Genomic DNA, 24432 nt, shown 5'->3' with positions numbered 1-24432 from the left:
TCAGGCTGTGTACGGGGCCTGATCAGCATCGCGTCCGTACGGCCGCCAGCCCGACCGCCGCGAGCAGCGCGGCGACGCAAAGGGCGACGAGCAGCCCGCTGACGGCCGCACCGTCGGGCATCCGGCGCCTGCGGCGGGGGCGGGGCCGAGGAGCAGGGACGACGGGGGCAGGTGCGGGGTCGGCGGCGGGCGCGTACGCGGGATGGAACGGCGGAACCGCGTAGCCCAGCCACAAGGCCCCCTCCTCCCGGGGCCTCGCGTTCTCCGCGGCCGTCATGCGCGGTGCTCCGTCCGCTGGTGCTGACGCAGCAGGACCTTCACGTCGCTCTCCGCGCTGCGGTCGTACGCCACCCGCGCCGCCTCCCACCGCTCCGCCAGCTCCAGGCAGGCGGCACAGCCGGGCACGGGACGCGGCGGCCGGCTCGCCTCGTCCAGCGGCGGCGGCAGCGACGGCAGGGCCCTGGTGCGGTGGTTGGCGGCCCGCACGCCCGCCCCGAGCCGCTCCCGGTCCGTGGCCGGACGCACCGCCGCCGGATCGGCCTGCCACTCCATGCCACCGCCGACGGGCCGCAGCATCACGTAGGGACCGGCTCTGTCCCGGTACTCGCCGACCTTGTCGGTGGCGGGGTCGTAGAGCAGGTGTCCCGGCTCGTGGCTCATGCGGCCAGCTCCTTTCAGAGAACGCCTGTGCGCACCGCAAACACAGGATTACGCTGCGTGTTCGCGGTGCTTATGAGCATGGCGCACGGAAAGGGCGTTTTTGCTGTTGAGAGGCCCAACTTCAACGGTGGGCCGCCAAGTTCAACAAATTCAACAGGAGCGGGATGCCACAGCGACTGACGATCACGGAGCGCAGCCCCGAGCCCAGGAAGCGGTACGCGGAGGAGTTACGGCGGCTGAGGACGGAGCGGGGCCTGAGCCTGAGGGCGCTCGCGAAGGCAGCGGGCTGGGACCCATCCCTGTTCAGCAAGATGGAGAACGGCCAGACGCTGGGCGGGCCAGAGGTCGTCCAGGCACTGGACCAGTACTACGGGACACCGGGGCTGCTGGTGACCCTGTGGGAGCTGGCCGTCGCGGACCCGAAGCAGTTCAAGGAGCAGTATCGCGGCTATATGGAGCTGGAGGCGGAGGCCATCAGTCTGTGGCACTACGGAGGCGGCACGCTTCACGGCTTGCTGCAAACGCCGGAGTACGCGCGCGAGCTGCTTGCAGCAGGTGGCATCAAGGGTGACGAGCTGGAGCGGCAGGTGGAGGCGCGCATCGGCCGTCGCCAGGTGCTGGAAGGGGATGACGCGTCACCGTTCCGCGCCCTCCTTTCCGAGGGCGTGCTCCGGGCCTCACTGCGCTGCCCCGGCGAGTGGCGGGATCAGTTGGCGCATCTGGCCGAGGCCTCGGAGCGCCCGAACATCACCCTCTACGTACTGCCGTTCGGCACTGGTCTACACGGACTGATGGACACCGCCGTGACCTTCTTGCGGCTGGCGGACGGTCGTACCGTTGCCTACGTCGAGAGCGACGTGGGCGGGGAACTGATCAGCGAGACAAGCAAGGTTGAGGGCTTGCAGCGCAGATATGATGCGATTCGCGATTTGGTTCTGAACCCGGCCGAGTCGCAAAAATTCATCTTGCGAATGCTGGAGGAAGTGCCATGCGAGCCATCGACCTGAGCCACGCAACATGGCGCAAGAGCAGCTACAGCAACTCGGACGGCGGCGCCTGCGTCGAAGTCGCCGACGACATCCCCGCCGTCGTCCCCGTCCGTGACAGCAAGGCCCCCTCCCGCGGCGCCCTCGTCTTCGGAGCGGGCGCCTGGGCGGCCTTCGTGGACGGGATCAAGTCAAAGTAGCCTCAAACGCCAAACCGCCGGCGGCATGGCACTCTTGACGCCGTTCGTGCTCATGGCGAGGCTCGTGCGCATCTGCGGAACCGACTCCGTGAGGAGCGTGCGATGGCGTTGAGGTTCCTCGGGATCTGGCCGAACACCCCGGACGACGGGTCACCCACGATCTGGCTGGAGGACACCACGGGCGATCTGATCATTCAGTCCTGGAAAGCTGATGAAGCGACCATCCGTGAGGCGCAGCAAGTCGGATCGGTGCCCGGCCACTCGACGGAGATTCCGACGCCCGAAACCGTGATTCGCTTGTCCGCCAACATGCTCCAATTCGTCCGCGGTCGGAAGGCACGGGCGATGACGGTGGCCACAGCGGTACGTGAAGCCCTCGCCAAGGCGCAGCGCTCAGCGATGCGCCTTGAGATGCGGGACAGCTGCTTGCACGACGCCCCCGAGCCATCCGTTGGCAGCAAAGGCACCGGTACGATCTCGCCGATCGGGATTCGTGGTGGCGACCGTGGGTGGGCCTGGTGGCCGAGGTAACGGGCCAGGGTGTGGTCACGCGCCGTCTGCGCGTGCTCTCCGAGCCGCTGAGCGACTACGTCCGGGAGTACGACGGCACGCTCACGAACGTCGAAGCCGGTGAAGACATGCGTTGGCTGCCGCGTTCCCGGGCACCCGATCTCCTCTGGCCCGCGTCGGACGGGTGGGTCCTGGACGAAGAGACAGTCATTCTTCATCACTTCAGCGGCGAGGGTCAGTGGACCAGACCACGCATGGAGGTTTGCCACGACCCGGCACTGGTCGCACAGTACGTAAAGGCCTGTGAAGCAGCGTGGGAACGCGATTCCCCCACGCGGAGTACCAACCCGCCTGAGGTCACGCACCATGGCCGTTTCTCCGTCATCCCATGCCCAACAAGCCCGGCAGGCTCTCGCATCCCGCCTCACTGATCTCTGCCGGGATGCCGGTCTGACCGGGGCCGAACTGGCCGAGCGTTGCGGGTGGAGCCGGTCCAAGTCCTCGCGGATCATGAACGCCCGTACTCCACCCTCCGCCGACGACATCCGGGCGTGGTGCCAGGCGTGTGGAGCCGAGGAGCAGACAGCGGACCTGATCGCTTCGCTGCAGACGGCCGAGGGCATGTGGGTGACCTGGCGGCGCATGGAGCGGGCCGGGCTGAAAAGGGCACAGGAAGCCCGCATGCCCCTCTACCGGCGGACCCACCGTTTCCGGTCGTACTCCTCATGGCTCGTCCCCGGGATGATCCAGACACAGCCTTACACGACGGCAGCGCTGCAAGCCATCCAGCGACGGCGAGGTCTCGTGGACGACGTGGCCGACGCGGTGGCTGCCCGCATGGAGCGTCAGCGCGTACTCTCCGAACGTGACCGGCAGTTCGCCTTCCTCGTCGAGGAATCGGTGATCCGTTCCGGAATCGGCGGCCCTGAGGTGATGCTCGGGCAGCTTGAGCACCTCATCGCAGTAGCCTCACGCCCCAATGTCAGCTTGGGGGTCGTGCCCATGCGACCGGACAGGGAACGCTGGCCGGTCGAAGGGTTCTGGATCTACGACGCCGCACAGGTCAATGTGGAGTTGGTCTCCGGCTATCTCACGATCACGCAGCCCAGCGAAGTGGCCATGTACGCCGATACATTCGCGGAGCTGTCACAGCTTGCCGTCTACGGCGCCAAGGCTCGCACTCTGATCAAGGACGCCAAGGAGCGGCTCAGGTGATTGCCGTGCAACCTCGTGCAATCCGCTGGGAGTTCGGCACCTGCCGTCCCTAACGTAACCGGTCGAGGCAACTACCGAGAGCCACTCATCCGGCACCGACCGGAGTGAAGGAGAGAACGCCATGAAGGTGAGCATCCACCTGTGTGCCGCCCCTGGGGACGGAGACGACGACGTGCCCGGTCAGCCCTGGACGCCGCCGCAGGAGCCGCCGAGTCCGGACGGGTCCAGCCCTGAGGGGGACGGGAAGCACCGCAAGTGATCTCTGACGTCCTGCGTACGGACCGCCCCGGCCGCGAAGCGCTGGGGCGGGTCCTTCTGAAATCCGGTGTGCTGTCCTCGGACTGGGCGCCGACGTTCGCGGCCGTCGACCGGGCCGCCTTCCTGCCGGAGCTGATGTGGCCGTACGACATGGAGCGTCGTGCCGCTGTCGCCGTCGACCGGCGGGAGGATCCGGAGGGCTGGTACGCCGCCGTCGACAGCGACGTTCCGATCGTCACCCAGTGGGACGACGGTGCGCATCGGGGGCCGGGGCCGGGGCGGCTGTCCACCAGTTCCTCGTCCATGCCGTCCGTGGTCTACGCCCTGCTCCGCGACCTGGACGTGGCGGAGGGTATGCGCGTGCTGGACGTGGGGACGGGCACCGGGGAGACGGCCGGCGTGCTGGCGCACCGGCTGGGGTCCGGGAATGTGACGACCGTCGAGGTGGACGGGACGGTTTCCGCGGCGGCGCGTGAGCGGCTGTGCGGGCTGGGTCTGTATCCGGAGGTGGTCGTCGGCGACGGGTTCGAGGGGCACGCCGACTCGGCTCCGTACGACCGGGTCCTGGCGACCGTCGGGATCCGCCGGGTGCCGCCGGCGTGGATCAGGCAGCTGCGGCCCGGGGGTGTGATCCTCGCGCCCTGGGGGACCGCCTACGGGAACGGGGACGCCATGGTCCGTCTGGAGGTGGAGGGGGAAGCGGCCGTGGGGTCCTTCACCCGGTGCGTGGAGTTCATGAAGCTCCGCGCGCAACGGGGTCCCGCCGTCGACCACGCCGGCTATCTGCGGGCGGGCCCCCTGGAGGACGCCGAGCGGAGCACCACACCGCTCACCGAGGAGGAGTTCGTGACAGGGCCGTTCACGGACCTGCCGTTCGTCCTCGGCCTCCGGGTGCCCCATTGCCGCCAGGCCGTCGCGGACAAGCGCGCCGGCGCCCGGCCGGTGTGGTTTTACGGCCTGACGGACACGTCCTGGGCATGCGTGATGTTCCGGGACGGGGAGCGGCACGCCTCCGTCTGGCAGTCCGGGCCCCGGCGGCTCTGGGACGAGGTGGCCGGCGCTTACCGGTGGTGGAAGGAGCGGGGGTCGCCGGACGTGACCCGGTTCGGGCTGGCGGTCGACCCGGACGGACAGCAGCACGCCTGGCTGGACGACCCGGCGAACGAGCGCTGGCCCGTCCAGCACTCCGCATAGACGGGCCGTGTCTCGACGGCGACGTCCTGCGGCGCTTACCCCAGCGCCCGTCCCACCACCCACACCACGGGCGCCGCCGCGGACAGCGGGAGTGCCACGCCCGCGGTGAAGTGGACGAAGCGGGACGGGTAGTCGTAGCTCGCCACCCGGTGGCCGATCAGCGCGCAGACGCCCGCCGCCGCCCCCAGGGCGGAGCCCTTGGCGCCGAAGTCCGTCATGCCGCCCACGGCGATGCCCGCGCCCGCCGCGGCCAGCAGGGAGACCACGACCGACGCCGGGGTCGGCAGGGGCAGGGCGCGGGCCAGGACGGCCACCGCCACGGCCGCCGCGCCCACCGACACCGCGTGCGGGTCGGCGGCCAGGAAGCCCGTGGCCAGCACCGCGAGCGCCGCCGAGGCGACCGTCGCCATCAGGCCGTACATCCGCTCGTCCGGCGAGGCGTGGGAACGCAGCTGGAGGACGAGGGACAGCAGGACCCAGAGGCCGAGGGAGCCGAGGATGGCGATCAGGGAGTGGTCACGGCCGGCCGCGAGGACGGCGACATCGGCCGTCAGCGCCCCGGCGAAGGCCAGCGCGATGCCCTGCCGGGCCGGCCACATGCCGTTCAGCCGGAACCAGCCCGCGGCCGTGACCGCCTGGAGCAGCACCAGCGGCACGACCAGGGCGTACGAGGCGACGGGCGCCGCCGCGGCGAGCAGCAGGCCCAGCACCGCGGTGAGCGCCGCGGGCTGCATGCCGGGCTCGATGATCGGGGACCGCCCCTCCAGGCGGGCCCGCTGGGCGTCCGTGATCCGCGCGTTGCCGCCGAGGGTGGCGGGGCCGTAGTCCGGGTCGGCTCCGGGAGCCGTGGCGGAAGCGGATTCGGGAGCCGTACCGGGAGCGGACGCGGCTGCCGCCGGTGCGGGGCCGGGCCGGGGGGCGGGTGCGGAGTCGGGCGCGTACGCCTCGGGGGCCGGCGCGTAGGCGCCGGGCGCGGGTGCGTACGGGTCCGCGAACTGCTGGGGTCGCTGGTACTGCCCGTGCTGCTCGGGGTGCCCCTGCTGCTCGTACTGCTGGTACTGCGCCTGCTGCCCCTGCTGCCCCTGCTGGTACTGCTGCCCCTGCTGGTACTGCGCCTGCTGGTACTGCCCCTGCTGCCGGTACCCGGGCTGCTGCTGGTACCCCTGCTGCCTATGGTCCGGCTGCTGTTCCTGCCGGGGCAGGTACGCCGTCTCCGCCGCCTGTACCGGCGCGTGCGTCTGCGTCTCCCAGGTGTGGCCCTGCCACTGCTGGGTGAGGTGCGGGTCCTGCGCGGGCTGCTGGGCGTACTCCTCGTGCCCAGGCCATCCGTGCTGCTGGTGGGGGTCGTAGCCCTCGTACGGGCCGCCCTGGTACGGCTGGTCGGACATCGCTCACCCTCCTGCGAACGGCGGGAGCACCTCGACCGTGCCGCCCTCGGCCAGCCGTACCGTCTCATGCGCGCGGGTCCCGACGGGGTCGCCGTCGACGAGGAAGGAGCATCGCTGGAGCACGCGCGTGAGTTCGCCGGGGTGGCGCGCGCGCACGGCGGCCAGCGCGCCGGCCAGCGTGTCCGCCTCGTACGGCTCCTCGGCGACCTGGGCCGCGGCCTTCGCGGCGGCCCAGTAGCGCACCGTGACCTTGGGCATCTGGTTCCTCAATCGACGGCAGGGACTAAAGACTGTGTGGTGTCAGGCTAGCCCGCCGCCGACACCGCCCAGTCCCCGATCCGGGCCACCAGGGCGTCGTCCGCCGCGTGCTCCGCGTGGCCCATGCCCGCCTCGACCCAGAGTTCGGCGTGGTCGCCGGCGGCCGCGGCGAGCATCCGGGGGTGGTCGAGCGGGAAGTAGCCGTCGCGGTCGCCGTGGACGATGAGGAGGGGGGTCGGGGCCACCCGGGACACGGCCTCCACCGGCGACAGCGGCACCGGGTCCCAGTCGCGGTGGTGGATGCGGGTACGCAGGCCGTAGCGGCTCACCAGCCGGCCCTCGGGACGGGTGACGAGCCAGTGCAGGCGGCGCATGGGGGCCGTGCCCCGGTAGTACCAGCGGGCCGGCGCGCTCACCGAGACCACCGCGTCGACCGAGCCGGGGTGCAGGGCCGCGTGCCGCAGGACGACCGAGCCGCCCATGGAGAAGCCGACGGTCGCCACGCGCGCGTGCCCGAAGCCGCGGGCCCACTCGACGGCGGCGGCGAGGTCCAGCACCTCCTTGTCGCCGACGGTGGAGCGGCCGCCCGAGCGTCCGTGGCCGCGGAAGGAGAAGGTGACGACCGCGCCGTAAGCGCGCAGGACGCCGGCCACCCTTCGTACGTGCGGCCGGTCCACGTCCCCGGTGAAGCCGTGCGCGATCACGAACACCAGGTCACGTGCGGACGAAGAAGAGGCGTCCGGCGACCGCGGAAATGCTTTGTATACGACGGCGCCCGGATCGTATACGGAATCGACCGGAATTCCGTCGGCCGTGTACAGAAACGTCCGGATAGGCCCCCGCTTGCCTGTCTCGGAATTCGGACGAACGGTGGAACGTGCCACATGACCTGCCGGACGGTTGCTCATGTGGGCTATTCTGCTGGGCAGAGGACTCGGGCAGCGTAGCCCCCGGGTCCTTTTGTGCTTTCGGAAGCGTTGTATACGAAGCGGGAAACCCCAGGTGACCGCCGGTGTACGGGGCCTTCGGGATCGCAGGGCAGTGCCGCCGCCACACGTCCTCGCAGGGACCGAGGAGGAACCAGACGTATGAGTTCTCTGCTGCTCCTGACCAACGCCCTCCAGCCGTCGACGGAGGTGCTCCCGGCCCTCGGCCTGCTCCTGCACAACGTGCGGGTGGCCCCGGCGGAGGGGCCCGCCCTCGTCGACACCCCGGGCGCCGACGTCATCCTCGTCGACGGCCGGCGCGACCTGCCCCAGGTGCGCAGCCTGTGCCAGCTGCTCCGCTCCACCGGCCCCGGCTGTCCGCTGATCCTCGTGGTCACCGAGGGCGGCCTCGCCGCCGTCACCGCGGACTGGGGCATCGACGACGTGCTGCTCGACACCGCCGGGCCCGCGGAGGTGGAGGCGCGGCTGCGGCTCGCCATGGGCCGGCAGCAGATCGTCAACGACGACTCGCCGATGGAGATCCGCAACGGCGATCTCTCCGTGGACGAGGCGACCTACAGCGCGAAGCTCAAGGGGCGGGTGCTTGACCTGACCTTCAAGGAGTTCGAGCTGCTCAAATACCTCGCGCAGCACCCGGGCCGGGTCTTCACCCGCGCCCAGCTGCTCCAGGAGGTGTGGGGCTACGACTACTTCGGCGGCACCCGGACGGTCGACGTGCACGTACGGCGGCTGCGCGCCAAGCTCGGCCCCGAGCACGAGTCGCTGATCGGAACCGTCCGGAACGTCGGTTATCGATTCGTTACGCCCGAGAAGGCCGACCGGTCCGCCGAGGACACCAAGGCCAAGGGCGGCCGGGCAAAGCCGGAAGATGCGGACGCTTCCGGGGTGCTGGGCGGTGCCGAGGTCCACGCCGAGGCGTAGCCGGCGCGGCGGCGGCACCCGGGCCGGGCGGAGCGGTCGCCCGGCCGCCATGTGATACGCCCTGCCCAGAGTGGGTCCATCCGCGTAGACTCCGCGCGTGGCCAAGGTGACTCGGGATGACGTGGCACGGCTGGCTGGTACCTCCACCGCCGTCGTCAGTTATGTCATCAACAACGGACCCCGGCCGGTCGCCCCGGCCACGCGCGAGCGTGTACTCGCCGCGATCAAGGAACTGGGGTACCGGCCGGACCGGGTCGCCCAGGCGATGGCCTCCCGGCGCACCGACCTGATAGGCCTGATCATCCCGGACGCCCGCCAGCCGTTCTTCGGCGAGATGGCGCACGCGGTCGAACAGGCCGCCTCCGAGCGCGGGAAGATGGTCCTGGTCGGCAACACCGACTACATCGGCGAGCGCGAGGTCCACTATCTGCGCGCGTTCCTCGGCATGCGCGTTTCGGGCCTGATCCTGGTGTCCCACGCGCTGAACGACCTCGCGGCGGCCGAGATCGACGCCTGGGACGCCCGGGTGGTGCTGCTGCACGAGCGCCCCGAGGCCATCGACGACGTGGCCGTGGTGACGGACGACCTGGGCGGCGCCCAGCTCGCCGTGCGCCACCTGCTGGAGCACGGCTACGAGTACGTCGCCTGCATGGGCGGCACGGCCCAGACGCCGGCCGTCGGCGACCCGGTCTCGGACCACGTCGAGGGCTGGAAGCGGGCCATGTCCGAGGCGGGCCTGTCCACCGAGGGCCGGCTGTTCGAGGCGCCGTACAACCGCTACGACGCCTACCGCGTGGCCCTGCAGGTGCTGTCCGGGCCCGACCGGCCCCCGGCGATCTTCTGCTCCACCGACGACCAGGCGATCGGCCTGCTGCGGGCCGCGCGCGAGCTGCGCATCGACGTGCCCGGGCAGCTGGCGGTGGCCGGTTTCGACGACATCAAGGAGGCCGCGCTCGCCGACCCGCCGCTGACCACGGTCGCCTCCGACCGCTCGGCGATGGCCCGGGCGGCGGTCGATCTGGTGCTGGACGACGGCCTGCGGATCGCCGGCTCCCGGCGCGAGCGGCTGAAGACGTTCCCGTCCCGGCTGGTGGTGCGCACGAGCTGCGGCTGCGTGTAGCCCCGCCGGGCCGGCCGTCCGGTTCGGCCGCCGCGCCGTCCCGCGCCCGGTGGGTGACTGGTCGCCCGGTTCCCCGCGCCCCCTGCGGGCGCTTCCGTGCGCGTCTTTATATCGGGCAAACGAGGTTCTGCCGGGCTTCTCAGCGCACACTCAGGAAGCTCTCATGGTCGCGGGGGACTCTTCTGTCATGACCGAGAGCCAGGGCACCTACGAGCAGCCGCACCCCTACTCAGCCCCCGTGAGCCCCGAGTGGCCGCCCCCGCCGGCGTACCGGCCGGCCGCTCCGCAGGCCGTGGAACCCGCTCCGGAACCCGCTCCGCACAAGAAGCAGCGGACCCGGGGTCCGGTGGCCCTGCTCGCGGCGGTCGCGATCGTCGCGGCCGCGGTCGGCGGCGGCACCGCCTACGCCTTCCAGGAGCTGACCGGCAAGGCCACGGTCGCCACCGCCGGCAGCAGCACCACCGTGGTGCCCTCCGGCAAGAAGGGCGACGTCGCCGCGATCGCCGCCGCGGTCGCCCCGAGCGTGGTCGAGATCAGCGCGACGCTCCCGGGCGGGTCCTCCACCGGCTCCGGCGTGATCATCACCTCCGACGGCGAGATCGTCACCAACAACCACGTCGTCTCCGGCGCCACCTCGATCAAGGTGCGCACCAGCGACGGCGGCACCCACACCGCCCGGCTGGTCGGCACCGACAGCTCCAAGGACCTCGCGCTGATCAAGCTGGAGGGCGCCTCCGGGCTGAAGGCGGCGGAGCTCGGTGACTCCAGCGGCGTCCAGGTCGGCGACACGGTCGTCGCGATCGGCTCCCCGGAGGGCCTGACCGGCACGGTCACCAGCGGCATCGTCTCCGCCCTGAACCGGGACGTCACCGTCTCCACCGACGAGAACCAGGGCCAGGGCCAGGGCGGCGACGGACAGTGGCCGTTCCAGTTCGGCGGCCGCGAGTTCAACGGCGACACCGGTTCCTCCACGACCACGTACAAGGCCATCCAGACCGACGCGTCCCTGAACCCGGGCAACTCCGGCGGCGCGCTGATCGACGCGAACGGCCGGATCATCGGCATCAACTCCGCGATGTACTCGTCGGCCGCGCAATCCTCCTCGTCCTCCGACGCGGGCAGCATCGGCCTCGGCTTCGCCATCCCCGTCGACACCGTCAAGTCCGACCTGGCCACACTCCGGGCGGGCTCCGACAGCTAGCGACACCCAGCGCGCGCGTCCCCGCGCGACACACAGCAAGGAGCAGGTCATGATCAAGCACGTCCCCCACCACATGGCCGAGCGCGGCCCGGCCGGCATCACCCTGGCCCTGTCCATCGCCGCCCAGCTGCACGTGCCGATCCCGGCGCCCCGCGCCCCGGAGGTGGCGGCCGTGACGCCGGCCGTGACGCCGGTGCCCCAGCTGATGGGCCTGCGCACCTCCGCCGCCCGCCCGCACCGCCGCAAGGTGCCGCTGCACCGCCTGACCGCGGTCCGGGCCTGACCGGCCCCGACCGGTCCGGGTGTCCCCCGCCGGCCCTGCCCGCCCGTCGTCCCGCGGTCCGTCACCGGCCCGCGGGACGGCGCGTCGCCCTCGGCCCGCGAGACGGCGCGTCGTTCGCCGGCCCGCGGGACGTGGCACGCTGAGAGGCACCCCCAGCATCCGACCCACCGCACCCCGAGGAACCGCGAGCCATGAGCCCCGCCGAAGGCGACCGTGACCCCCAGCGCATCCTGATCGTCGACGACGAGCCGGCCGTACGCGAGGCGCTCCAGCGCAGCCTCGTCTTCGAGGGGTACGACACCGAGGTCGCCGTCGACGGCGCGGACGCCCTGGAGAAGGCGGCGGCCTACCGGCCCGACCTGGTCGTGCTCGACATCCAGATGCCGCGCATGGACGGCCTGACGGCGGCCCGCCGGATCCGGGGCGCGGGCGACACCACCCCGATCCTGATGCTCACCGCCCGCGACACGGTCGGCGACCGGGTCACCGGCCTGGACGCGGGAGCCGACGACTACCTCGTCAAGCCCTTCGAACTGGACGAGCTCTTCGCCCGCATCCGCGCCCTGCTGCGCCGCAGCTCGTATGCGGCGGCGGTGTCCGCCGAGGCCCAGCAGGACGAGGCGCTCACCTTCGGCGACCTGCGGATGGACCTCGCGACCCGGGAGGTCACCCGCGGCGGCCGGCAGGTCGGGCTGACCCGCACGGAGTTCACCCTGCTGGAGATGTTCATGGCGCACCCGCGCCAGGTGCTCACCCGTGAGCAGATCCTCAAGGCGGTGTGGGGCTTCGACTTCGAGCCGTCCTCGAACTCCCTCGACGTGTACGTGATGTACCTGCGCCGCAAGACCGAGGCCGGCGGCGAGCCGCGCCTGGTGCACACCGTGCGCGGTGTGGGGTACGTCCTGCGGCAGGGCGGCGCCGAGTGAGGCGGCTGGGGCGCCGGTACCGGGCGCTGCCGATCCGGGCCCGCCTCGCCGTGCTGGTGGCGGCCGCGGTGGCGTTCGCGGTGGCGGCGGTCTCGGTGACGAGCTGGTTCATCGTGGAACGGAAGCTGTACGCCCTGGTCGACAAGGACCTGCAGAACTCGTCGCCGCGCGCGGTGCCGTCCGGGGCGGTGTTCGACCTGCTGACCACCTGCCCGCGCAAGCCGGCGGACTCCACCTACAACAGCCTGCGCGCCCATGACACCGCCTACTCGCAGCTGATCAAGCCGGACGGCACGGCGTGCGTGTCGGCGGGTTCCGCGGGCGTGCTGCGGACCACGTCGGCGGATGTGGCGGTGGTGGGCCGGGACAGCAGCGAGGGCGGCATCCTGCGCAACGGCACGGACACCGAGGGCAATGCCGTCCGGGTGCTCACCATGCCGCTCGTGGTCATCACCAACGACGGGCCGCACGTGTACGCCGGTGCCGCCTGGATGACCGCCGTTCCGCTGGAGAACACGGACAAGACCCTGAAGGACCTGGCGCTGATCCTGCTCCTGGTCTCCGGTGTGGGAGTCCTCGGCGCGGGCGCGGCGGGGCTCGCCGTCGCCCGTGCGGGCTTGCGTCCCGTGGACAAGCTCACCGAGGCCGTGGAGCACGTGGCCCGCACCGAGGACCTGGCCGTCCGGATCCCGGTGGAGGACGACAGCGAGGACGAGATCGCCCGGCTCTCGCGGTCGTTCAATTCGATGACCGCCTCCCTGGCCAGCTCCCGCGACCTCCAGCAGCAGCTGATCGCGGACGCCGGCCACGAGCTGCGTACGCCCCTGACGTCACTGCGCACCAACATCGAGCTGCTGACCCGCAGCGAGGAGACGGGCCGGCCGATCCCGCCGGAGGACCGCAAGGCGCTGCTCGGCTCGGTGAAGGCGCAGATGACCGAACTGGCGTCGCTGATCGGCGACTTGCAGGAGCTGTCCCGTTCCGAGGGGCAGCGCGGGGAGCGTGTCCAGGTGGTGTCCTTCCAGGACACCGTGGAGGCGGCCCTGCGCCGGGCGCGGCTGCGTGGTCCGGAGCTGTCGCTCACCGCGGACCTGGAGCCGTGGTTCGTCCGCGCGGAGCCCTCGGCGCTGGAGCGGGCGGTCGTCAACGTCCTGGACAACGCGGTGAAGTTCAGCCCCGAGGGCGGCACGATCGAGGTGCGGCTGAGCGGTGGGGTCCTGACGGTCCGCGACCACGGTCCCGGCATCCCGGAGGACGAACTCCCGCACGTCTTCGACCGTTTCTGGCGCTCCCCCAGCGCCCGCGCCCTGCCCGGCTCCGGCCTCGGCCTGTCCATCGTCGCCCGTACGGTGCAGCAGGCGGGCGGCGAGGTCGCGCTGGCCCGCGCGGAGGGCGGCGGCACGGTGGCGACGGTCCGGCTGCCGGGGGCGGCGACACCGCCGCCGGAGACAACGGAGACAACCGGCACGGAGGGGACAACGGGCACGGAGGGGACAGCGGGGACAGCGGCGACCGCGGGGACGGCGGGAACAGTGGGGACGGCGGGGACGGCGGGGACGGCGGGCACGACGCCCGAGACGCCGGCCGGCTGAAGCCGCGGGCTCAGTCCGGCTTCGGCATCGCGCGTACGCGCTGGATCTGGGTGTGGCTGAAGTCGCTCGCGCGGCGCATGTGCCGGGTGATCGTCCTCAGCTCGTCCTCGGTGTGGTCCTCGAAGACGGTCCCCCAGGTCTCCCCCAGCTCCTCCCACAGCGCGGTGACGCGGGCGACGCGCTCGGCAACCGGGGTGACCAGCACCCGGCGGCGGTCCTGCGGGTCGGGGGTGCGGGTGACGTAGCCGCCGCGTTCCAGGCGGTCGACGAGGCGGGTGGCCGAGCCGGTGGTGAGGCCGGTCAGCCCGGCGACCTGCTTGACGGTGACGGGTTCCGGCTCGGCCGTCAGCAGGCTGAGGCACTGCACGTCGGTGGGGTGCATGCCGAGGTGATCGGCGACGGCCTGGTTGAACAGCACGTAGGCGGCCAGGTAGCGGCGGGACTCCACGGCGAGTTCCTCGTACAGCCGGGCACGGCTCGGGTCTGCCACGGGACACCCTTCCCTCGATAATCGCTGCGCGACGCAGCGAACTTCCCGTATTCTGCTGCGCGACGCAGCTAATACGTCACACAGCAATGCTATTCCACCGGGGGACACCCATGCTCACCATTGCCGTCACCGGCGCCACCGGCACCCAGGGCGGGGCCACCGCCCGCGCCCTGCTGGCCGCCGGCCACCGCGTCCGCGCCCTGACCCGCCGACCGGACGCGCCCGCCGCCGCGGCCCTGCGCGCCCTGGGCGCCGAGGTCCGGCACGCCGACTTCGACGACCGCCCTTCCCTCGACGCCGCGCTGGCCGGCGCCGACGCGCTGTTCGCGGTCACCACCCCGTTCGGCACCGACACCGACACCGAGGTCCGGCAGGGCGCGGCCCTCGTGGACGCCGCCGCCGGAGCCCGGCTCGGCCATGTCGTCCTCACCTCCGCCGCCCACGCCGACCGCGGCACCGGCATCCCGCACTACGAGAGCAAGTGGGTGGTGGAACGGCACCTGCGCGCCTCCGGCCTGCCCTGGACGGTGATCGCGCCGGCGGCGTTCATGGAGAACTACACCGGCGGCTGGACCCGGGAAGGGCTGGACGGCGGGGTCTTCGCCTGGCCCATGCCGGCCGACCGGCCGCTCACGCTCATCCCGGCCGCCGACATCGGCGCGTTCGCGGCGCTGGTCCTGGGGCGCCGGGACGACTTCGCGGGCCACCGCGTCGACATCGCCTCCGACGCGTGCACGCCCGCGCAGATCGCGGCGGCCCTCACCCACGCGCTGGGCCGCCCGGTCGTCCACGAGCAGCTGCCCCTGGACCGGGTCCGCGCCCACTCCGCCGACCTGGCCGCGATGTTCGCCTACTTCTCCCACACCGGTCTCGACGTCGACGTGCCCGGTCTGCGCCGCGCCTACCCCGAGGTCGGCTGGCAGACGTTCGCGCAGTGGGCGGGCGGCCGGGAGTGGGAGGCGCCGCGGGCGCGGTGAGGGCCGGGCGGGGCGGCAACCTTCCCGCGCCCCGCGGCGACTTGAGCGCAGCACCCCACCCGCACCGTCGACTGGAGTCGCCCATGAGCCGCCCCACCCCCCGCCACCGCAGGAGCCGTACCGCGCTCGCGTTCGGGCTGCCGCTCGCGCTCGCCGCCGGCGGCACCCTCGGCTACGGCCTCCTCGCCCCCGGCGCCCAGCCGCGGGCCTCCGCCGCCACCGCCGTACCGGCCTGGGCCACCGCCACCGCCGACGGCTTCGCCTCGGTGAATGCCCTCGGGCAGAACGGCACCTACGGCGGGCGCGGCGGCGAGATCGTCACCGTGAAGACGCTCGCCGACCTGGAGAAGTACGCCACCGCCGAGAAGCCGTACATCATCGTGGTGGCCGCCGCGATCACGATGGCCCCGGTCGGCAAGGAGATCGAGGTCCGGTCGGACAAGACCATCATCGGCTCCGGCACCTCAGGCCAGATCGTCGGCGGCGGCTTCTTCCTCGGCCCCGGCGTCCACAACGTGATCATCCGGAACCTCACCATCCGGGACGCGTACCAGGGCGTGTGGAACGACAAGGAGCACGACTACGACGGCATCCAGATGGACGGCGCCCACCACGTCTGGATCGACCACAACGACATCCGGCACATGGCCGACGGCCTCATCGACAGCCGCAAGGACACCACCTACCTGACCGTCTCCTGGAACCGGCTCGGCCAGGAGAACAAGGCGTTCGGCATCGGCTGGACGGAGAACACCACCGCCGACATCACCGTCCACCACAACTGGATCCGCGAGACCGAGCAGCGCAACCCGTCCACGGACAACGTCGCCCACGCGCACCTGTACAACAACTACCTCCAGGACGAGCCGGGCACGACGATCACGTCCTCGTACGGCAACTACGCCCGCGGCAACACCAGCATGCTGCTGGAGAACTCCTACTTCCAGGGCCTGGCCAACCCGGTGATCAAGGACGGCACCGCCACCCTGGTCCAGCGCGGCAACGTCTTCTCCGGCACCAGCGGCCGCAACGAGAGCGGGGGCTCCGGGCCCGCCTGGGACCCCAGAAGCTTCTACGGCTACACCCTCGACAAGGCCGCCGACGTGCCGTCACTCGTCAAGTCCGGGGCCGGTCCGCGCGGTTCCCTCGGTACGACGGCCGCCACCACGGCCCAGGCCGCCGCCACCACCCTCACCGTCGCCAAGGACGGCTCGGGGCAGTACACGACCGTGCAGGCCGCCGTGAACGCCGTGCCCGCGGACAACCCCTCCCGGGTCGTCATCGCCGTGCGGCCCGGCACCTACCGGGAGACCGTGAAGGTCCCGGCGAACAAGCCGCACGTCACCATCCAGGGCACCGGCTCCAGCCGCAAGGACACCCTCATCGTCTTCGGCAACGCGGCGGGCACGCAGAAGCCCGACGGGTCGGGTACGTACGGCACCGGCGGCAGCGCGACCGTCGCGGTGGAGGCCGACGACTTCCAGGCCCGCAACCTCAGCATCTCCAACGATTTCGACGAGGGCGCCCACCAGGACATCGCCCAGCAGGCGGTCGCCCTGCGCACGGCCGCCGACAAGGTGTTCCTGGACGGGGTCATCGTCAGCGGCGACCAGGACACGCTGCTCCTCGACACCGCCGCCAAGGACCGGCTCGGCCGGGTCTACATGACCAACTCCTACGTCACCGGCAACGTCGACTTCGTCTTCGGCCGGGCCACCGCCGTGCTCGACAAGACGGTCATCACCCTGAAGAAGCGGTGGAACGGCAGCTCCGCCGGCTATGTCACCGCCCCCAGCACCGCGGCCGGCCGCAAGGGCATCCTGATCGCCAACTCGACGGTCACCGGCGACGTCTCCGACCGCACCTTCTACCTGGGCCGGCCCTGGCACGCGGGCGGTGACGCCACCCTCGACCCGCAGACCACCGTCCGCAACACCGCCCTCAGCGCGGCGATCAGGACCGCTCCCTGGACCGACATGAGCGGCTTCTCCTGGAAGGACGACCGCTTCGCCGAGTACAGGAACACCGGCGCGGGCTCGGGCACGGCCGGTGCCGACCGGCCCCAGCTGACCGACGCCCAGGCCGCGGACCAGGAGATCGCGGACTGGCTGGCGGGCTGGACGCCCTCGGCCTCCTGAGCCGCACCGGACGCCGAAGGCGGCGGACCCGGCGCTCGTCGCCGACGTCCGCCGCCTCCTGCCGGCCGCGACGCGGGGTACGCCGAGCGGACCCCGCAGCGGTGCTCAGCCCACGACGGTGATGCGGTCGGCCTTCGGCGGGACGATCGGGTCCGTGGCCGACGAGTTCGCCGTCAGGTACTTCTCCAGGGCGCTGAGGTCGTCCGAACCGACCAGGTCACCCGTGCCCTGGCCCAGCGTCGGGAAGCCGTCGCCGCCGCCCGCGAGGAAGCTGTTGGTGGCCACGCGGTAGGTGGCCGCCGGGTCGATCGGGGCGCCGTTCAGCCGGATGGAGTCGGTGACCACGCGGTCCGCTCCCGACTTGGTGAGGTCCAGCGTGTAGGTGAGCCCGGCGGACGGCTGGAGGATCTTCGGGGCCGCCGCGTTCGCGCCGCTCACCTGCTCCTTGAGCACCTGGATCAGCTGGGTGCCGGTGAAGTCCTGGAGGTTCACCGTGTTGGCGAACGGCTGGACCGTGAAGCCCTCGGCGTAGGTGACCACGCCGTCGCCCTCGGCGCCCTTGGCCGCGTAGGTCAGGCCGGCCCGCACCCCGCCCGGGTTCATCAGGGCCAGGCTGGTCCTCGGGTCCAGCTCACGGCCGTGGGCGAGCTGGGCGTCGGCGATCAGGTCGCCCATCGGGGACTCGGTGCCGGTGTTGCCGATGTCGGCGGAGATGTAGCCGATGGCGCGGTTGCCGATCGGGGCGGCCAGGGTGTTCCACCGGGCGATCAGGTCCGTCATGTCCGGCGCCTTCTGGACGTCCCGGGTGACGACGTGGTTCGCGGACTTCACCGCCGTACGCACGATGTCGCCGGTGTACCGGTCGTACGTCAGCGTGGTGTCGGTGTACAGCCGGCCGAAGGAGGCCGCCGAGGTGACCATGCGGGGCCGGCCGGACGGGTCCGGGACGGTGCACACGTACGCGGCGTGGGTGTGGCCGGTGACCAGGGCGTCCACGGCGGGCGTGACGTTCTTGGCGATGTCCACGATCGGGCCGGAGATGCCGCTGCCGGCGCCCGGGGAGTCGCAGTCGTAGTTGTAGGAGCCGGAGGCCGGGAAGCCGCCCTCGTGGACCAGGGCCACGATCGACTGCACGCCCTGGCGCTGGAGCACCTTGGCGTACCTGTTGATCGTCTCGGCCTCGTCCTTGAAGGAGAGGCCCTTGACGCCGTCGGCGGAGACGATGCCCGGGGTGCCCTCCAGCGTGACGCCGATGAAGCCGATCCTGACGCCGTTCTTCTTCCAGACCCAGTACGGGTCGAGGATCGGCTCGTCCGTCTTCTCGTCACGGACGTTCGCGGCCAGGTAGGGGAAGTCCGCCCCCGCGAATCCGTCGTCCGTGTAGCAGCCGTCCGTCGGGTGGCAGCCGCCGTTCTGGAGGCGGGCCAGTTCCCGCACGCCCTCGTCGAACTCGTGGTTGCCGACCGAGGTGACGTCCAGGTCCAGGCCGTTGAGCGCCTCGATGGTGGGCTCGTCGTGGAACAGGCCCGACAGCAGCGGGGAGGCGCCGACCATGTCGCCGCCGGCCGCGGTGATCGAGTACGGGTGGCCCGTGCGGGCCTGGCGCAGGTGGGTGGCGAGGTACTCGACGCCGCCCGCGTCGATCGTCTTCGTCGTACCGTCCGGCTGGAGTTCGCCGACCCGGCCGGAAGAGCCCGACGGGGGCTCCAGGTTGCCGTGCAGGTCGTTGAAGGACAGCAGCTGGACGTCCTGGTAGCGGCCCGCGTCGTAGTGGCTCTCCCGGGCGTCCGCCGGGAGGGCGGCGGTCAGCGCCGCCGCCGCGGCGAGACCGGCGGCGCTCGCGAGAAGTGCCTGGGTACGACGTCTGGTGCGCCGGGGCGCGGCTGGCATGGGACTCCCCTGTGGGTCGGCTGTGGTGGCTCGGCGCAGCCTAAGGTCAACGCGCGTAGCGCGGCAGGGGGTTCCGGGTCACATCCTGGTTTCCCTTTGCCGGTGCCTTCCGGCCGGTGTACCGGCGTTTCGCCCCGGCCGCCCCGTACCCTCGTACGCATGAGCAGCGACGACACCGTACGGGGCTTCCCCGCCCGCTCCATCGAGACCACTTCCGCGCTCACCCCGGACCGGGCCGAGGCCGTACTGGGCCTGCTCGGCGAGGCCGCCGCGGTCGACGGCCAGCAGCCGGTGTCCGAGCAGGGCCGGCTCCAGCTGCGCGGGGGCACCCGCGAGGGGGTCTCGCATCTGCTGCTGACCGTCGACGGCGAACTCGTGGGCTACGCCCAGCTGGAGGACACCGACCCGGTGGAGGCACCGGCCGCCGAACTGGTCGTGCATCCCGCGCACCGCGGGCACGGACACGGCCGGGCGCTCGGCTCGGCCCTGCTCGCCGCCTCCGGCAAGCGGCTGCGGGTGTGGGCGCACGGCGGGCACCCCGCCGCCCGCCACCTGGCGCAGGTGCTCGGCCTGACCCTGTTCCGCGAACTGCGCCAGATGCGGCGCCCGTTGACCGGTCTGGAGCTGCCCGAGCCGGTGCTGCCGGAGGGCGTGAGCGTGCGCGCCTTCGTGCCCGGCAAGGACGACGCGGCCTGGCTCGCGGTGAACGCGGCGGCCTTCGCCCACCACCCGGAACAGGGCTCGCTGACCCAGCGGGACCTGGACGACCGCAAGGACCAGCCGTGGTTCGACCCGGCCGGGTTCTTCCTCGCCGAGCGGCGCGGGGAGCTGATCGGCTTCCACTGGACCAAGGTGCACGCCGAGGAGGGGCTCGGCGAGGTGTACGTCCTCGGGGTGCGGCCCGGCGAGCAGGGCGGCGGGCTCGGCAAGGCGCTGACCACGATCGGGCTGCGCCATCTCGCCGCCCAGCAGCTGCCGACCGCGATGCTCTACGTCGACGCCGACAACAAGGCGGCGGTGTCGGTGTACGAGCGGCTGGGCTTCACGGTCCACGAGACGGACCTGATGTACCGCGCCGAAACCTGATATTCCACCGCACCGGGGGCGGTCGCCTTGACGACCGCCCCTCTTCAACACCACCCTTTCACTACTCAATGAGTGAAAGGGTGTTTGTACCGATGGTCGAGTACCGCATCGACCGGCGCAGCGGCGTGGCCACCTACGTGCAGATCGTCCAGCAGACCAAGCAGGCCCTCCGGCTGGGCCTGCTGGAGCCGGGGGACCGGCTGCCCACGGCACGCGAGGTCGTGGCGGCCACCGCCGTCAACCCCAACACCGTCCTGAAGGCGTACCGCGAGCTGGAGCGCGAGGGGCTGGTGGAGGCGCGGCGCGGGCTCGGCACCTTCGTCCGGCGGTCCCTGGGATCCGCCCCCGCCCACTCCCCGCTGCGCGCGGAGCTGGAGGCGTGGGCGGACCGCGCCCGCGCCGCCGGCCTGGAGCGGGACGACGTGGCCGCGCTCTTCACCGCCGTACTCGACCAGCACTTCCAGAGGGATCCGACCTGAGCGGCGACACGGCGCCGGAGCCGCCACGTGACCCCGGCGGCCACCGCGTGACCGCCGGGGCACACCGGTCCGGTGCGTCCCCCACGGGGGGGAGAGACGCACCGGACCGGTGTTTTCCGCGCCCGCGAGCCCCTTCGGGCCGCTCCGCGCTATCCCACACGTCATGTCGCCGTAACCATTGATTCAGCCTGGCTTGCGACGCTCGGCCAATGAAGCCCGCCGTGCCAGAGCCTTCGCCGCCCCCCGAGGGGCAAGCGGGGAACGGGGCCGTGACGCTCCCGCCCGCACGTTCCGACGCGCTTGTGTCACCCGTTGCGCGGAAGAATGGGTTCATGAGTCAGCAAGACACCCAGGCAGAGGTACAGCACCCGCAGCCCTCCGTGGGCTCCATCGCCGCGCACCGGCAGCGTGCCGTGGCCGCCGCGGTCTCCGGTCTGGCACCCGACATCGACGCGGACCTCGACGCGTACGAGGAGTCCCCGGCCGAGGGCACCCCCCTGCCCCAGGGCCGCTTCCTCGACCGTGAGCGCAGCTGGCTCGCCTTCAACGAGCGTGTCCTGGAACTGGCCGAGGACCCGAACACGCCCCTGCTCGAACGCGCGAACTTCCTGGCGATCTTCGCCAGCAACCTGGACGAGTTCTTCATGGTCCGGGTCGCCGGCCTCAAGCGCCGCATCGCCACCGGCGTCGCCACCCGCTCCGCCTCCGGCCTCCAGCCGCGCGAGGTGCTGGAGATGATCTGGGCCCGCTCCCGCGAGCTGATGGCCAGGCACGCCGCCTGCTACCACGAGGACGTCGCCCCCGCGCTCGCCGAGGAGGGCATCCACCTGGTCCGCTGGACGGAGCTGACCGACAAGGAGCAGGCCCGCCTCTTCACGCTCTTCCGGCACCAGATCTTCCCGGTCCTCACCCCGCTGGCCGTCGACCCCGCGCACCCCTTCCCGTACATCTCCGGCCTCTCCCTGAACCTGGCCGTCGTCGTGCGCAACCCGGTCAGCGGCCACAAGCACTTCGCGCGCGTGAAGGTGCCGCCGCTGCTGTCCCGCTTCCTGGAGGCGTCACCGGGCCGCTACGTCCCCATCGAGGACGTCATCGCCGCCCCCAACCACCTGGAAGAGCTCTTCCCCGGCATGGAGATCCTGGAGCACCACGCCTTCCGGATCACCCGCAACGAGGACCTGGAGGTCGAGGAGGACGACGCCGAGAACCTCCTCAAGGCCCTGGAGAAAGAGCTGATGCGGCGCCGCTTCGGCCCGCCGGTGCGCCTGGAGGTCGAGGAGTCCATCGACCGCGAGGTGCTGGACCTGCTGGTCCGCGAGCTGAAGATCTCCGAGGCCGAGGTCTACCCGCTGCCCGGGCCGCTCGACCTCACCGGTCTGTTCCGCATCCACGGCCTCGACCGGCCGGAGCTGAAGTACCCCAAGTTCATCGCCGGCACCCACCGCGACCTCGCCGAGGTCGAGTCCGCGTCCGCGCCCGACATCTTCGCGGCCCTGCGCGCCCGGGACGTGCTCCTGCACCACCCCTACGACAGCTTCTCCACCTCCGTGCAGGCGTTCCTGGAGCAGGCGGCGGCCGACCCGGACGTCCTCGCCATCAAGCAGACGCTGTACCGCACCTCCGGCGACTCGCCCATCGTCGACGCGCTCATCGACGCCGCCGAGTCCGGCAAGCAGGTCCTCGTCCTGGTCGAGATCAAGGCCCGCTTCGACGAGCACGCCAACATCAAGTGGGCGCGCAAGCTGGAGGAGGCCGGCTGCCACGTCGTCTACGGCCTGGTCGGTCTGAAGACGCACTGCAAGCTGTCCCTGGTGGTCCGCCAGGAGGGCGAGACCCTGCGCCGCTACAGCCACGTCGGCACCGGCAACTACCACCCGAAGACGGCCCGGCTGTACGAGGACCTCGGCCTGCTCACCGCCGACCCGCAGGTAGGCGCGGACCTCTCCGACCTCTTCAACCGGCTGTCCGGCTACTCGCGCCGCGAGACCTACCGCCGGCTCCTTGTCGCCCCCAAGTCGCTGCGGGACGGTCTGGTCGCGCGGGTGGACAAGGAGATCCAGCACCACCGCGCGGGCCGCCCGGCCTTCGTCCGCATCAAGGTCAACTCGATGGTCGACGAGGCGGTCATCGACGCGCTCTACCGGGCGTCCCAGGCGGGCGTGCCGGTCGACATCTGGGTGCGGGGCATCTGCGCCGTCCGCCCGGGCGTCACCGGCCTCTCGGAGAACATACGGGTCCGCTCGATACTCGGCCGCTTCCTGGAACACTCCCGGGTGTTCGCCTTCGGCAACGGCGGCGAGCCCGAGGTGTGGATCGGCAGCGCCGACATGATGCACCGCAACCTCGACCGCCGGATAGAGGCCCTGGTCCGGGTCGTCGACCCCGGCCACCGCGCAGCCCTCAACCGGCTGCTGGACACCGGCATGTCCGACGGCACCGCCTCCTGGCACCTCGGCCCGGACGGCGAGTGGACCCGGCACGCGACCGACACGGACGGCCAACCACTGCGCAACGTCCAGGAGATGCTCATAGACGCCCGGAGGCGCCGGCGTGGCACAGCAACACCTTGACCCGACGAACCCCGCGGCCGGGGCGACGACCGGGGACGCCCTCGCGGGCTACCTGCGCGCCCAGGCCACGGAGTTCCTCCGCGCGCTGCGCCTGCACCGGGAGACCGGCGGCAACGGCGCGGGTGCCGCCGCGCGCGGCCACGCGAGCGCGCGCAACGGCGGCACGCAGGAGTCCGTCGACGCGGCCCGCGCGCTGCGCCGCGCGGCCCGCCGCATCAGCGGCAGCCTGCACACCTTCCGCTCCCTCCTGGACCCCGACTGGTCCGAGGAGATGCGCCCCGAACTCGCCTGGCTGTCGGGCACGCTGGGCCTGGAGCACGCGTACGAGGCCCGGCTGGAACGGCTGCTGCTGGCCCTGCACAGGCTGTCGGGGGCGGCGGTGTTCCCGGCCCAGGCCGTGGCCGCCGCGGCCGTCGGGGTCTCCGACCCGGTCGCGGGCGGCCGTGCCACCGTCCCCGTGAAAGCGGTCCTCGACCACGCCGGCGGCCCCGCCGCCGGGGACCGCGGCAACCTGACCGTGGGCGCGGCGAAAGCGGGCGCCCTGCTCGAACGCCAGCTGACCCTGGCCCGGACACGGGCCCACTCCACCGCGCTCCAGGCCCTCGGCTCCTCCCGCTTCCACGCCGTCGCCGACAAGGTCGCCGTCCTGGCCAGCGAGGTCCCGCTCGTCGCCGCCGGCGCCTCCTGCGACCTGCGCCCCCTCGCCGCCGCGGCGGAGGAACGCCTCACGGACGCGGTCGCCGCGCTCCCCCTGGTCACCGCCGGCCACCCCTACAACGCGGAGGCCCTGGTCCACGGTCTGTCCCCGGATCCGTCCCCGCACCCGCAGGACGGCCCCTGGCACCAGGTCCGCCTGCTGCTGCGCCTGTACCGGTACGCCCGCGAGGTGCTGCACGGCGACGGACAGCCGGACGTACGGCTGCTGGGCGCGGGCCAGGCGCTGAACCGGCACCGGGACGCCTCGGAGGCGGCAGCGGCGGCGGCGCAGGCGGCCCGTACCCCCCGGATCACCCCGGCGACCGCGTACGCGCTCGGCGTGCTCCACGCCGACCAGCGGCACGAGGTGGAGGCGGCCCGGTTCGCGTTCCAGCAGGCGTGGCAGAAGCAGACCGTCAGCGCGCCCTGAGCCCGGTGAGGAGGCGG

The 24432-nt window shown here is 72.1% G+C and carries 24 protein-coding genes and 1 pseudogene; 18 read left to right on the top strand and 7 right to left on the bottom strand.

Annotated elements, in window-relative coordinates:
* Positions 1–22: 22 nt before the first annotated feature.
* Complete coding sequence (locus tag ABZ576_RS04295) at positions 23–277, bottom strand: hypothetical protein (protein WP_360735629.1); 255 nt, start codon at positions 275–277, stop codon at positions 23–25.
* Positions 274–660 (bottom strand): hypothetical protein, encoded by a 387-nt coding sequence (locus ABZ576_RS04290; protein WP_360735627.1) that lies wholly within the window; start codon positions 658–660, stop codon positions 274–276. Before ABZ576_RS04290 ends, ABZ576_RS04295 begins: the two co-directional genes overlap by 4 nt.
* A gap of 164 nt (positions 661–824) precedes the next feature.
* Between ABZ576_RS04290 and ABZ576_RS04285 the strand changes: the two genes are divergently transcribed.
* The 6 genes and pseudogenes from ABZ576_RS04285 (at position 825) to ABZ576_RS04260 (ending at position 5023) form a co-directional block, all read left to right on the top strand.
* Positions 825–1667, top strand: coding sequence for a helix-turn-helix transcriptional regulator (locus ABZ576_RS04285; RefSeq protein ID WP_360735625.1), 843 nt, complete (start codon positions 825–827; stop codon positions 1665–1667).
* The gene (locus tag ABZ576_RS04280) at positions 1649–1846 is read left to right on the top strand and encodes a DUF397 domain-containing protein (RefSeq protein ID WP_360735623.1); all 198 of its coding nucleotides are present in this window, start codon (positions 1649–1651) and stop codon (positions 1844–1846) included. The genes ABZ576_RS04285 and ABZ576_RS04280 overlap by 19 nt, the downstream gene beginning before the upstream one ends.
* 102 nt (positions 1847–1948) lie before the next feature.
* Positions 1949–2170 (top strand): annotated as a pseudogene (locus ABZ576_RS04275) (hypothetical protein); the annotation flags it as partial.
* Between the two features lie 98 nt (positions 2171–2268).
* A complete protein-coding gene (locus tag ABZ576_RS04270) occupies positions 2269–2787 on the top strand; it encodes a DUF6879 family protein (protein WP_360736621.1) in 519 nt (172 codons plus the stop codon).
* Positions 2723–3571: a helix-turn-helix transcriptional regulator gene (locus ABZ576_RS04265; protein ID WP_360735621.1), complete on the top strand. Its 849-nt coding sequence runs from the start codon at positions 2723–2725 to the stop codon at positions 3569–3571. Before ABZ576_RS04270 ends, ABZ576_RS04265 begins: the two co-directional genes overlap by 65 nt.
* Before the next feature lie 255 nt (positions 3572–3826).
* Positions 3827–5023 carry a methyltransferase domain-containing protein gene (locus tag ABZ576_RS04260; RefSeq protein WP_360735619.1) on the top strand — a complete coding sequence of 399 codons (1197 nt, stop codon included), beginning with the start codon at positions 3827–3829 and terminating at the stop codon, positions 5021–5023.
* A gap of 35 nt (positions 5024–5058) precedes the next feature.
* Here ABZ576_RS04260 and ABZ576_RS04255 read toward each other — a convergent pair whose 3' ends face one another.
* From ABZ576_RS04255 to ABZ576_RS04245, 3 genes are read right to left on the bottom strand one after another with little or no spacing between them, the layout of a single operon-like run.
* A complete protein-coding gene (locus tag ABZ576_RS04255) occupies positions 5059–6411 on the bottom strand; it encodes a hypothetical protein (RefSeq protein WP_360735617.1) in 1353 nt (450 codons plus the stop codon).
* A 3-nt stretch (positions 6412–6414) separates the two neighbouring features.
* Positions 6415–6669, bottom strand: a complete 255-nt coding sequence (locus ABZ576_RS04250; protein ID WP_360735615.1) for a MoaD/ThiS family protein — start codon at positions 6667–6669, stop codon at positions 6415–6417.
* A gap of 47 nt (positions 6670–6716) precedes the next feature.
* Positions 6717–7577 (bottom strand): alpha/beta fold hydrolase, encoded by an 861-nt coding sequence (locus ABZ576_RS04245; RefSeq protein WP_360735613.1) that lies wholly within the window; start codon positions 7575–7577, stop codon positions 6717–6719.
* A gap of 180 nt (positions 7578–7757) precedes the next feature.
* Between ABZ576_RS04245 and ABZ576_RS04240 the strand changes: the two genes are divergently transcribed.
* From ABZ576_RS04240 to ABZ576_RS04215, 6 genes are all read left to right on the top strand, one after another.
* Entirely contained in the window at positions 7758–8537 is a 780-nt protein-coding gene (locus ABZ576_RS04240) for a response regulator transcription factor (RefSeq protein WP_360735611.1), read from the top strand.
* A 97-nt stretch (positions 8538–8634) separates the two neighbouring features.
* Positions 8635–9657: a LacI family DNA-binding transcriptional regulator gene (locus ABZ576_RS04235; protein WP_360735609.1), complete on the top strand. Its 1023-nt coding sequence runs from the start codon at positions 8635–8637 to the stop codon at positions 9655–9657.
* A 187-nt stretch (positions 9658–9844) separates the two neighbouring features.
* Complete coding sequence (locus tag ABZ576_RS04230) at positions 9845–10858, top strand: trypsin-like peptidase domain-containing protein (RefSeq protein ID WP_360735607.1); 1014 nt, start codon at positions 9845–9847, stop codon at positions 10856–10858.
* Between the two features lie 49 nt (positions 10859–10907).
* Positions 10908–11141, top strand: a complete 234-nt coding sequence (locus ABZ576_RS04225) for a hypothetical protein (protein WP_360735605.1) — start codon at positions 10908–10910, stop codon at positions 11139–11141.
* 191 nt (positions 11142–11332) lie between these two features.
* Entirely contained in the window at positions 11333–12067 is a 735-nt protein-coding gene (locus ABZ576_RS04220; RefSeq protein ID WP_360735603.1) for a response regulator transcription factor, read from the top strand.
* Entirely contained in the window at positions 12064–13659 is a 1596-nt protein-coding gene (locus tag ABZ576_RS04215) for a HAMP domain-containing sensor histidine kinase (protein ID WP_360735601.1), read from the top strand. The genes ABZ576_RS04220 and ABZ576_RS04215 overlap by 4 nt, the downstream gene beginning before the upstream one ends.
* Before the next feature lie 10 nt (positions 13660–13669).
* Here the strand turns inward: ABZ576_RS04215 and ABZ576_RS04210 are convergent, their stop codons facing one another.
* Positions 13670–14149, bottom strand: a complete 480-nt coding sequence (locus ABZ576_RS04210) for a MarR family transcriptional regulator (RefSeq protein ID WP_360735599.1) — start codon at positions 14147–14149, stop codon at positions 13670–13672.
* A gap of 110 nt (positions 14150–14259) precedes the next feature.
* On the opposite strand from ABZ576_RS04210, the gene ABZ576_RS04205 reads away from it, so the two are divergent.
* Both ABZ576_RS04205 and ABZ576_RS04200 read left to right on the top strand, forming a co-directional pair.
* Entirely contained in the window at positions 14260–15126 is an 867-nt protein-coding gene (locus ABZ576_RS04205) for an NmrA family NAD(P)-binding protein (RefSeq protein WP_360735597.1), read from the top strand.
* Between the two features lie 83 nt (positions 15127–15209).
* Positions 15210–17264, top strand: coding sequence for a pectinesterase family protein (locus tag ABZ576_RS04200; protein ID WP_360735595.1), 2055 nt, complete (start codon positions 15210–15212; stop codon positions 17262–17264).
* A gap of 105 nt (positions 17265–17369) precedes the next feature.
* Here the strand turns inward: ABZ576_RS04200 and ABZ576_RS04195 are convergent, their stop codons facing one another.
* Positions 17370–19154 (bottom strand): bifunctional metallophosphatase/5'-nucleotidase, encoded by a 1785-nt coding sequence (locus tag ABZ576_RS04195; RefSeq protein ID WP_360735594.1) that lies wholly within the window; start codon positions 19152–19154, stop codon positions 17370–17372.
* A gap of 159 nt (positions 19155–19313) precedes the next feature.
* On the opposite strand from ABZ576_RS04195, the gene mshD reads away from it, so the two are divergent.
* The 4 genes from mshD (at position 19314) to ABZ576_RS04175 (ending at position 24415) form a co-directional block, all read left to right on the top strand.
* On the top strand, positions 19314–20240 hold the full coding sequence (gene mshD, locus ABZ576_RS04190) for a mycothiol synthase (protein ID WP_360735592.1): 927 nt from the start codon (positions 19314–19316) through the stop codon (positions 20238–20240).
* 92 nt (positions 20241–20332) lie between these two features.
* Positions 20333–20719: a GntR family transcriptional regulator gene (locus tag ABZ576_RS04185; RefSeq protein WP_360735590.1), complete on the top strand. Its 387-nt coding sequence runs from the start codon at positions 20333–20335 to the stop codon at positions 20717–20719.
* A gap of 209 nt (positions 20720–20928) precedes the next feature.
* Positions 20929–23289, top strand: coding sequence for an RNA degradosome polyphosphate kinase (locus ABZ576_RS04180; protein ID WP_360735588.1), 2361 nt, complete (start codon positions 20929–20931; stop codon positions 23287–23289).
* Positions 23270–24415, top strand: a complete 1146-nt coding sequence (locus ABZ576_RS04175) for a CHAD domain-containing protein (RefSeq protein ID WP_360735586.1) — start codon at positions 23270–23272, stop codon at positions 24413–24415. Before ABZ576_RS04180 ends, ABZ576_RS04175 begins: the two co-directional genes overlap by 20 nt.
* Positions 24416–24432 lie beyond the last annotated feature (17 nt).

Source organism: Streptomyces sp. NPDC013455 (assembly GCF_040632975.1).
Classification (GTDB): domain Bacteria; phylum Actinomycetota; class Actinomycetes; order Streptomycetales; family Streptomycetaceae; genus Streptomyces.
This window is presented reverse-complemented; position numbering and strand designations above follow the sequence as displayed.

Excerpts from the sequence above, each read along its gene's own strand:
- ABZ576_RS04295 (WP_360735629.1), bottom strand. The coding sequence starts at position 277 with ATGACGGCCGCGGAGAACGCGAGGCCCCGGGAGGAGGGGGCCTTGTGG.
- ABZ576_RS04185 (WP_360735590.1), top strand. The coding sequence starts at position 20,333 with ATGGTCGAGTACCGCATCGACCGGCGCAGCGGCGTGGCCACCTACGTG.
- ABZ576_RS04285 (WP_360735625.1), top strand. The coding sequence starts at position 825 with ATGCCACAGCGACTGACGATCACGGAGCGCAGCCCCGAGCCCAGGAAG.
- ABZ576_RS04265 (WP_360735621.1), top strand. The coding sequence starts at position 2,723 with ATGGCCGTTTCTCCGTCATCCCATGCCCAACAAGCCCGGCAGGCTCTC.
- ABZ576_RS04180 (WP_360735588.1), top strand. The coding sequence starts at position 20,929 with ATGAAGCCCGCCGTGCCAGAGCCTTCGCCGCCCCCCGAGGGGCAAGCG.
- ABZ576_RS04225 (WP_360735605.1), top strand. The coding sequence starts at position 10,908 with ATGATCAAGCACGTCCCCCACCACATGGCCGAGCGCGGCCCGGCCGGC.
- ABZ576_RS04220 (WP_360735603.1), top strand. The coding sequence starts at position 11,333 with ATGAGCCCCGCCGAAGGCGACCGTGACCCCCAGCGCATCCTGATCGTC.
- ABZ576_RS04200 (WP_360735595.1), top strand. The coding sequence starts at position 15,210 with ATGAGCCGCCCCACCCCCCGCCACCGCAGGAGCCGTACCGCGCTCGCG.
- ABZ576_RS04290 (WP_360735627.1), bottom strand. The coding sequence starts at position 660 with ATGAGCCACGAGCCGGGACACCTGCTCTACGACCCCGCCACCGACAAG.
- ABZ576_RS04195 (WP_360735594.1), bottom strand. The coding sequence starts at position 19,154 with ATGCCAGCCGCGCCCCGGCGCACCAGACGTCGTACCCAGGCACTTCTC.
- ABZ576_RS04205 (WP_360735597.1), top strand. The coding sequence starts at position 14,260 with ATGCTCACCATTGCCGTCACCGGCGCCACCGGCACCCAGGGCGGGGCC.
- ABZ576_RS04280 (WP_360735623.1), top strand. The coding sequence starts at position 1,649 with ATGCGAGCCATCGACCTGAGCCACGCAACATGGCGCAAGAGCAGCTAC.
- ABZ576_RS04245 (WP_360735613.1), bottom strand. The coding sequence starts at position 7,577 with ATGAGCAACCGTCCGGCAGGTCATGTGGCACGTTCCACCGTTCGTCCG.
- mshD (WP_360735592.1), top strand. The coding sequence starts at position 19,314 with ATGAGCAGCGACGACACCGTACGGGGCTTCCCCGCCCGCTCCATCGAG.
- ABZ576_RS04250 (WP_360735615.1), bottom strand. The coding sequence starts at position 6,669 with ATGCCCAAGGTCACGGTGCGCTACTGGGCCGCCGCGAAGGCCGCGGCC.
- ABZ576_RS04240 (WP_360735611.1), top strand. The coding sequence starts at position 7,758 with ATGAGTTCTCTGCTGCTCCTGACCAACGCCCTCCAGCCGTCGACGGAG.
- ABZ576_RS04255 (WP_360735617.1), bottom strand. The coding sequence starts at position 6,411 with ATGTCCGACCAGCCGTACCAGGGCGGCCCGTACGAGGGCTACGACCCC.
- ABZ576_RS04230 (WP_360735607.1), top strand. The coding sequence starts at position 9,845 with ATGACCGAGAGCCAGGGCACCTACGAGCAGCCGCACCCCTACTCAGCC.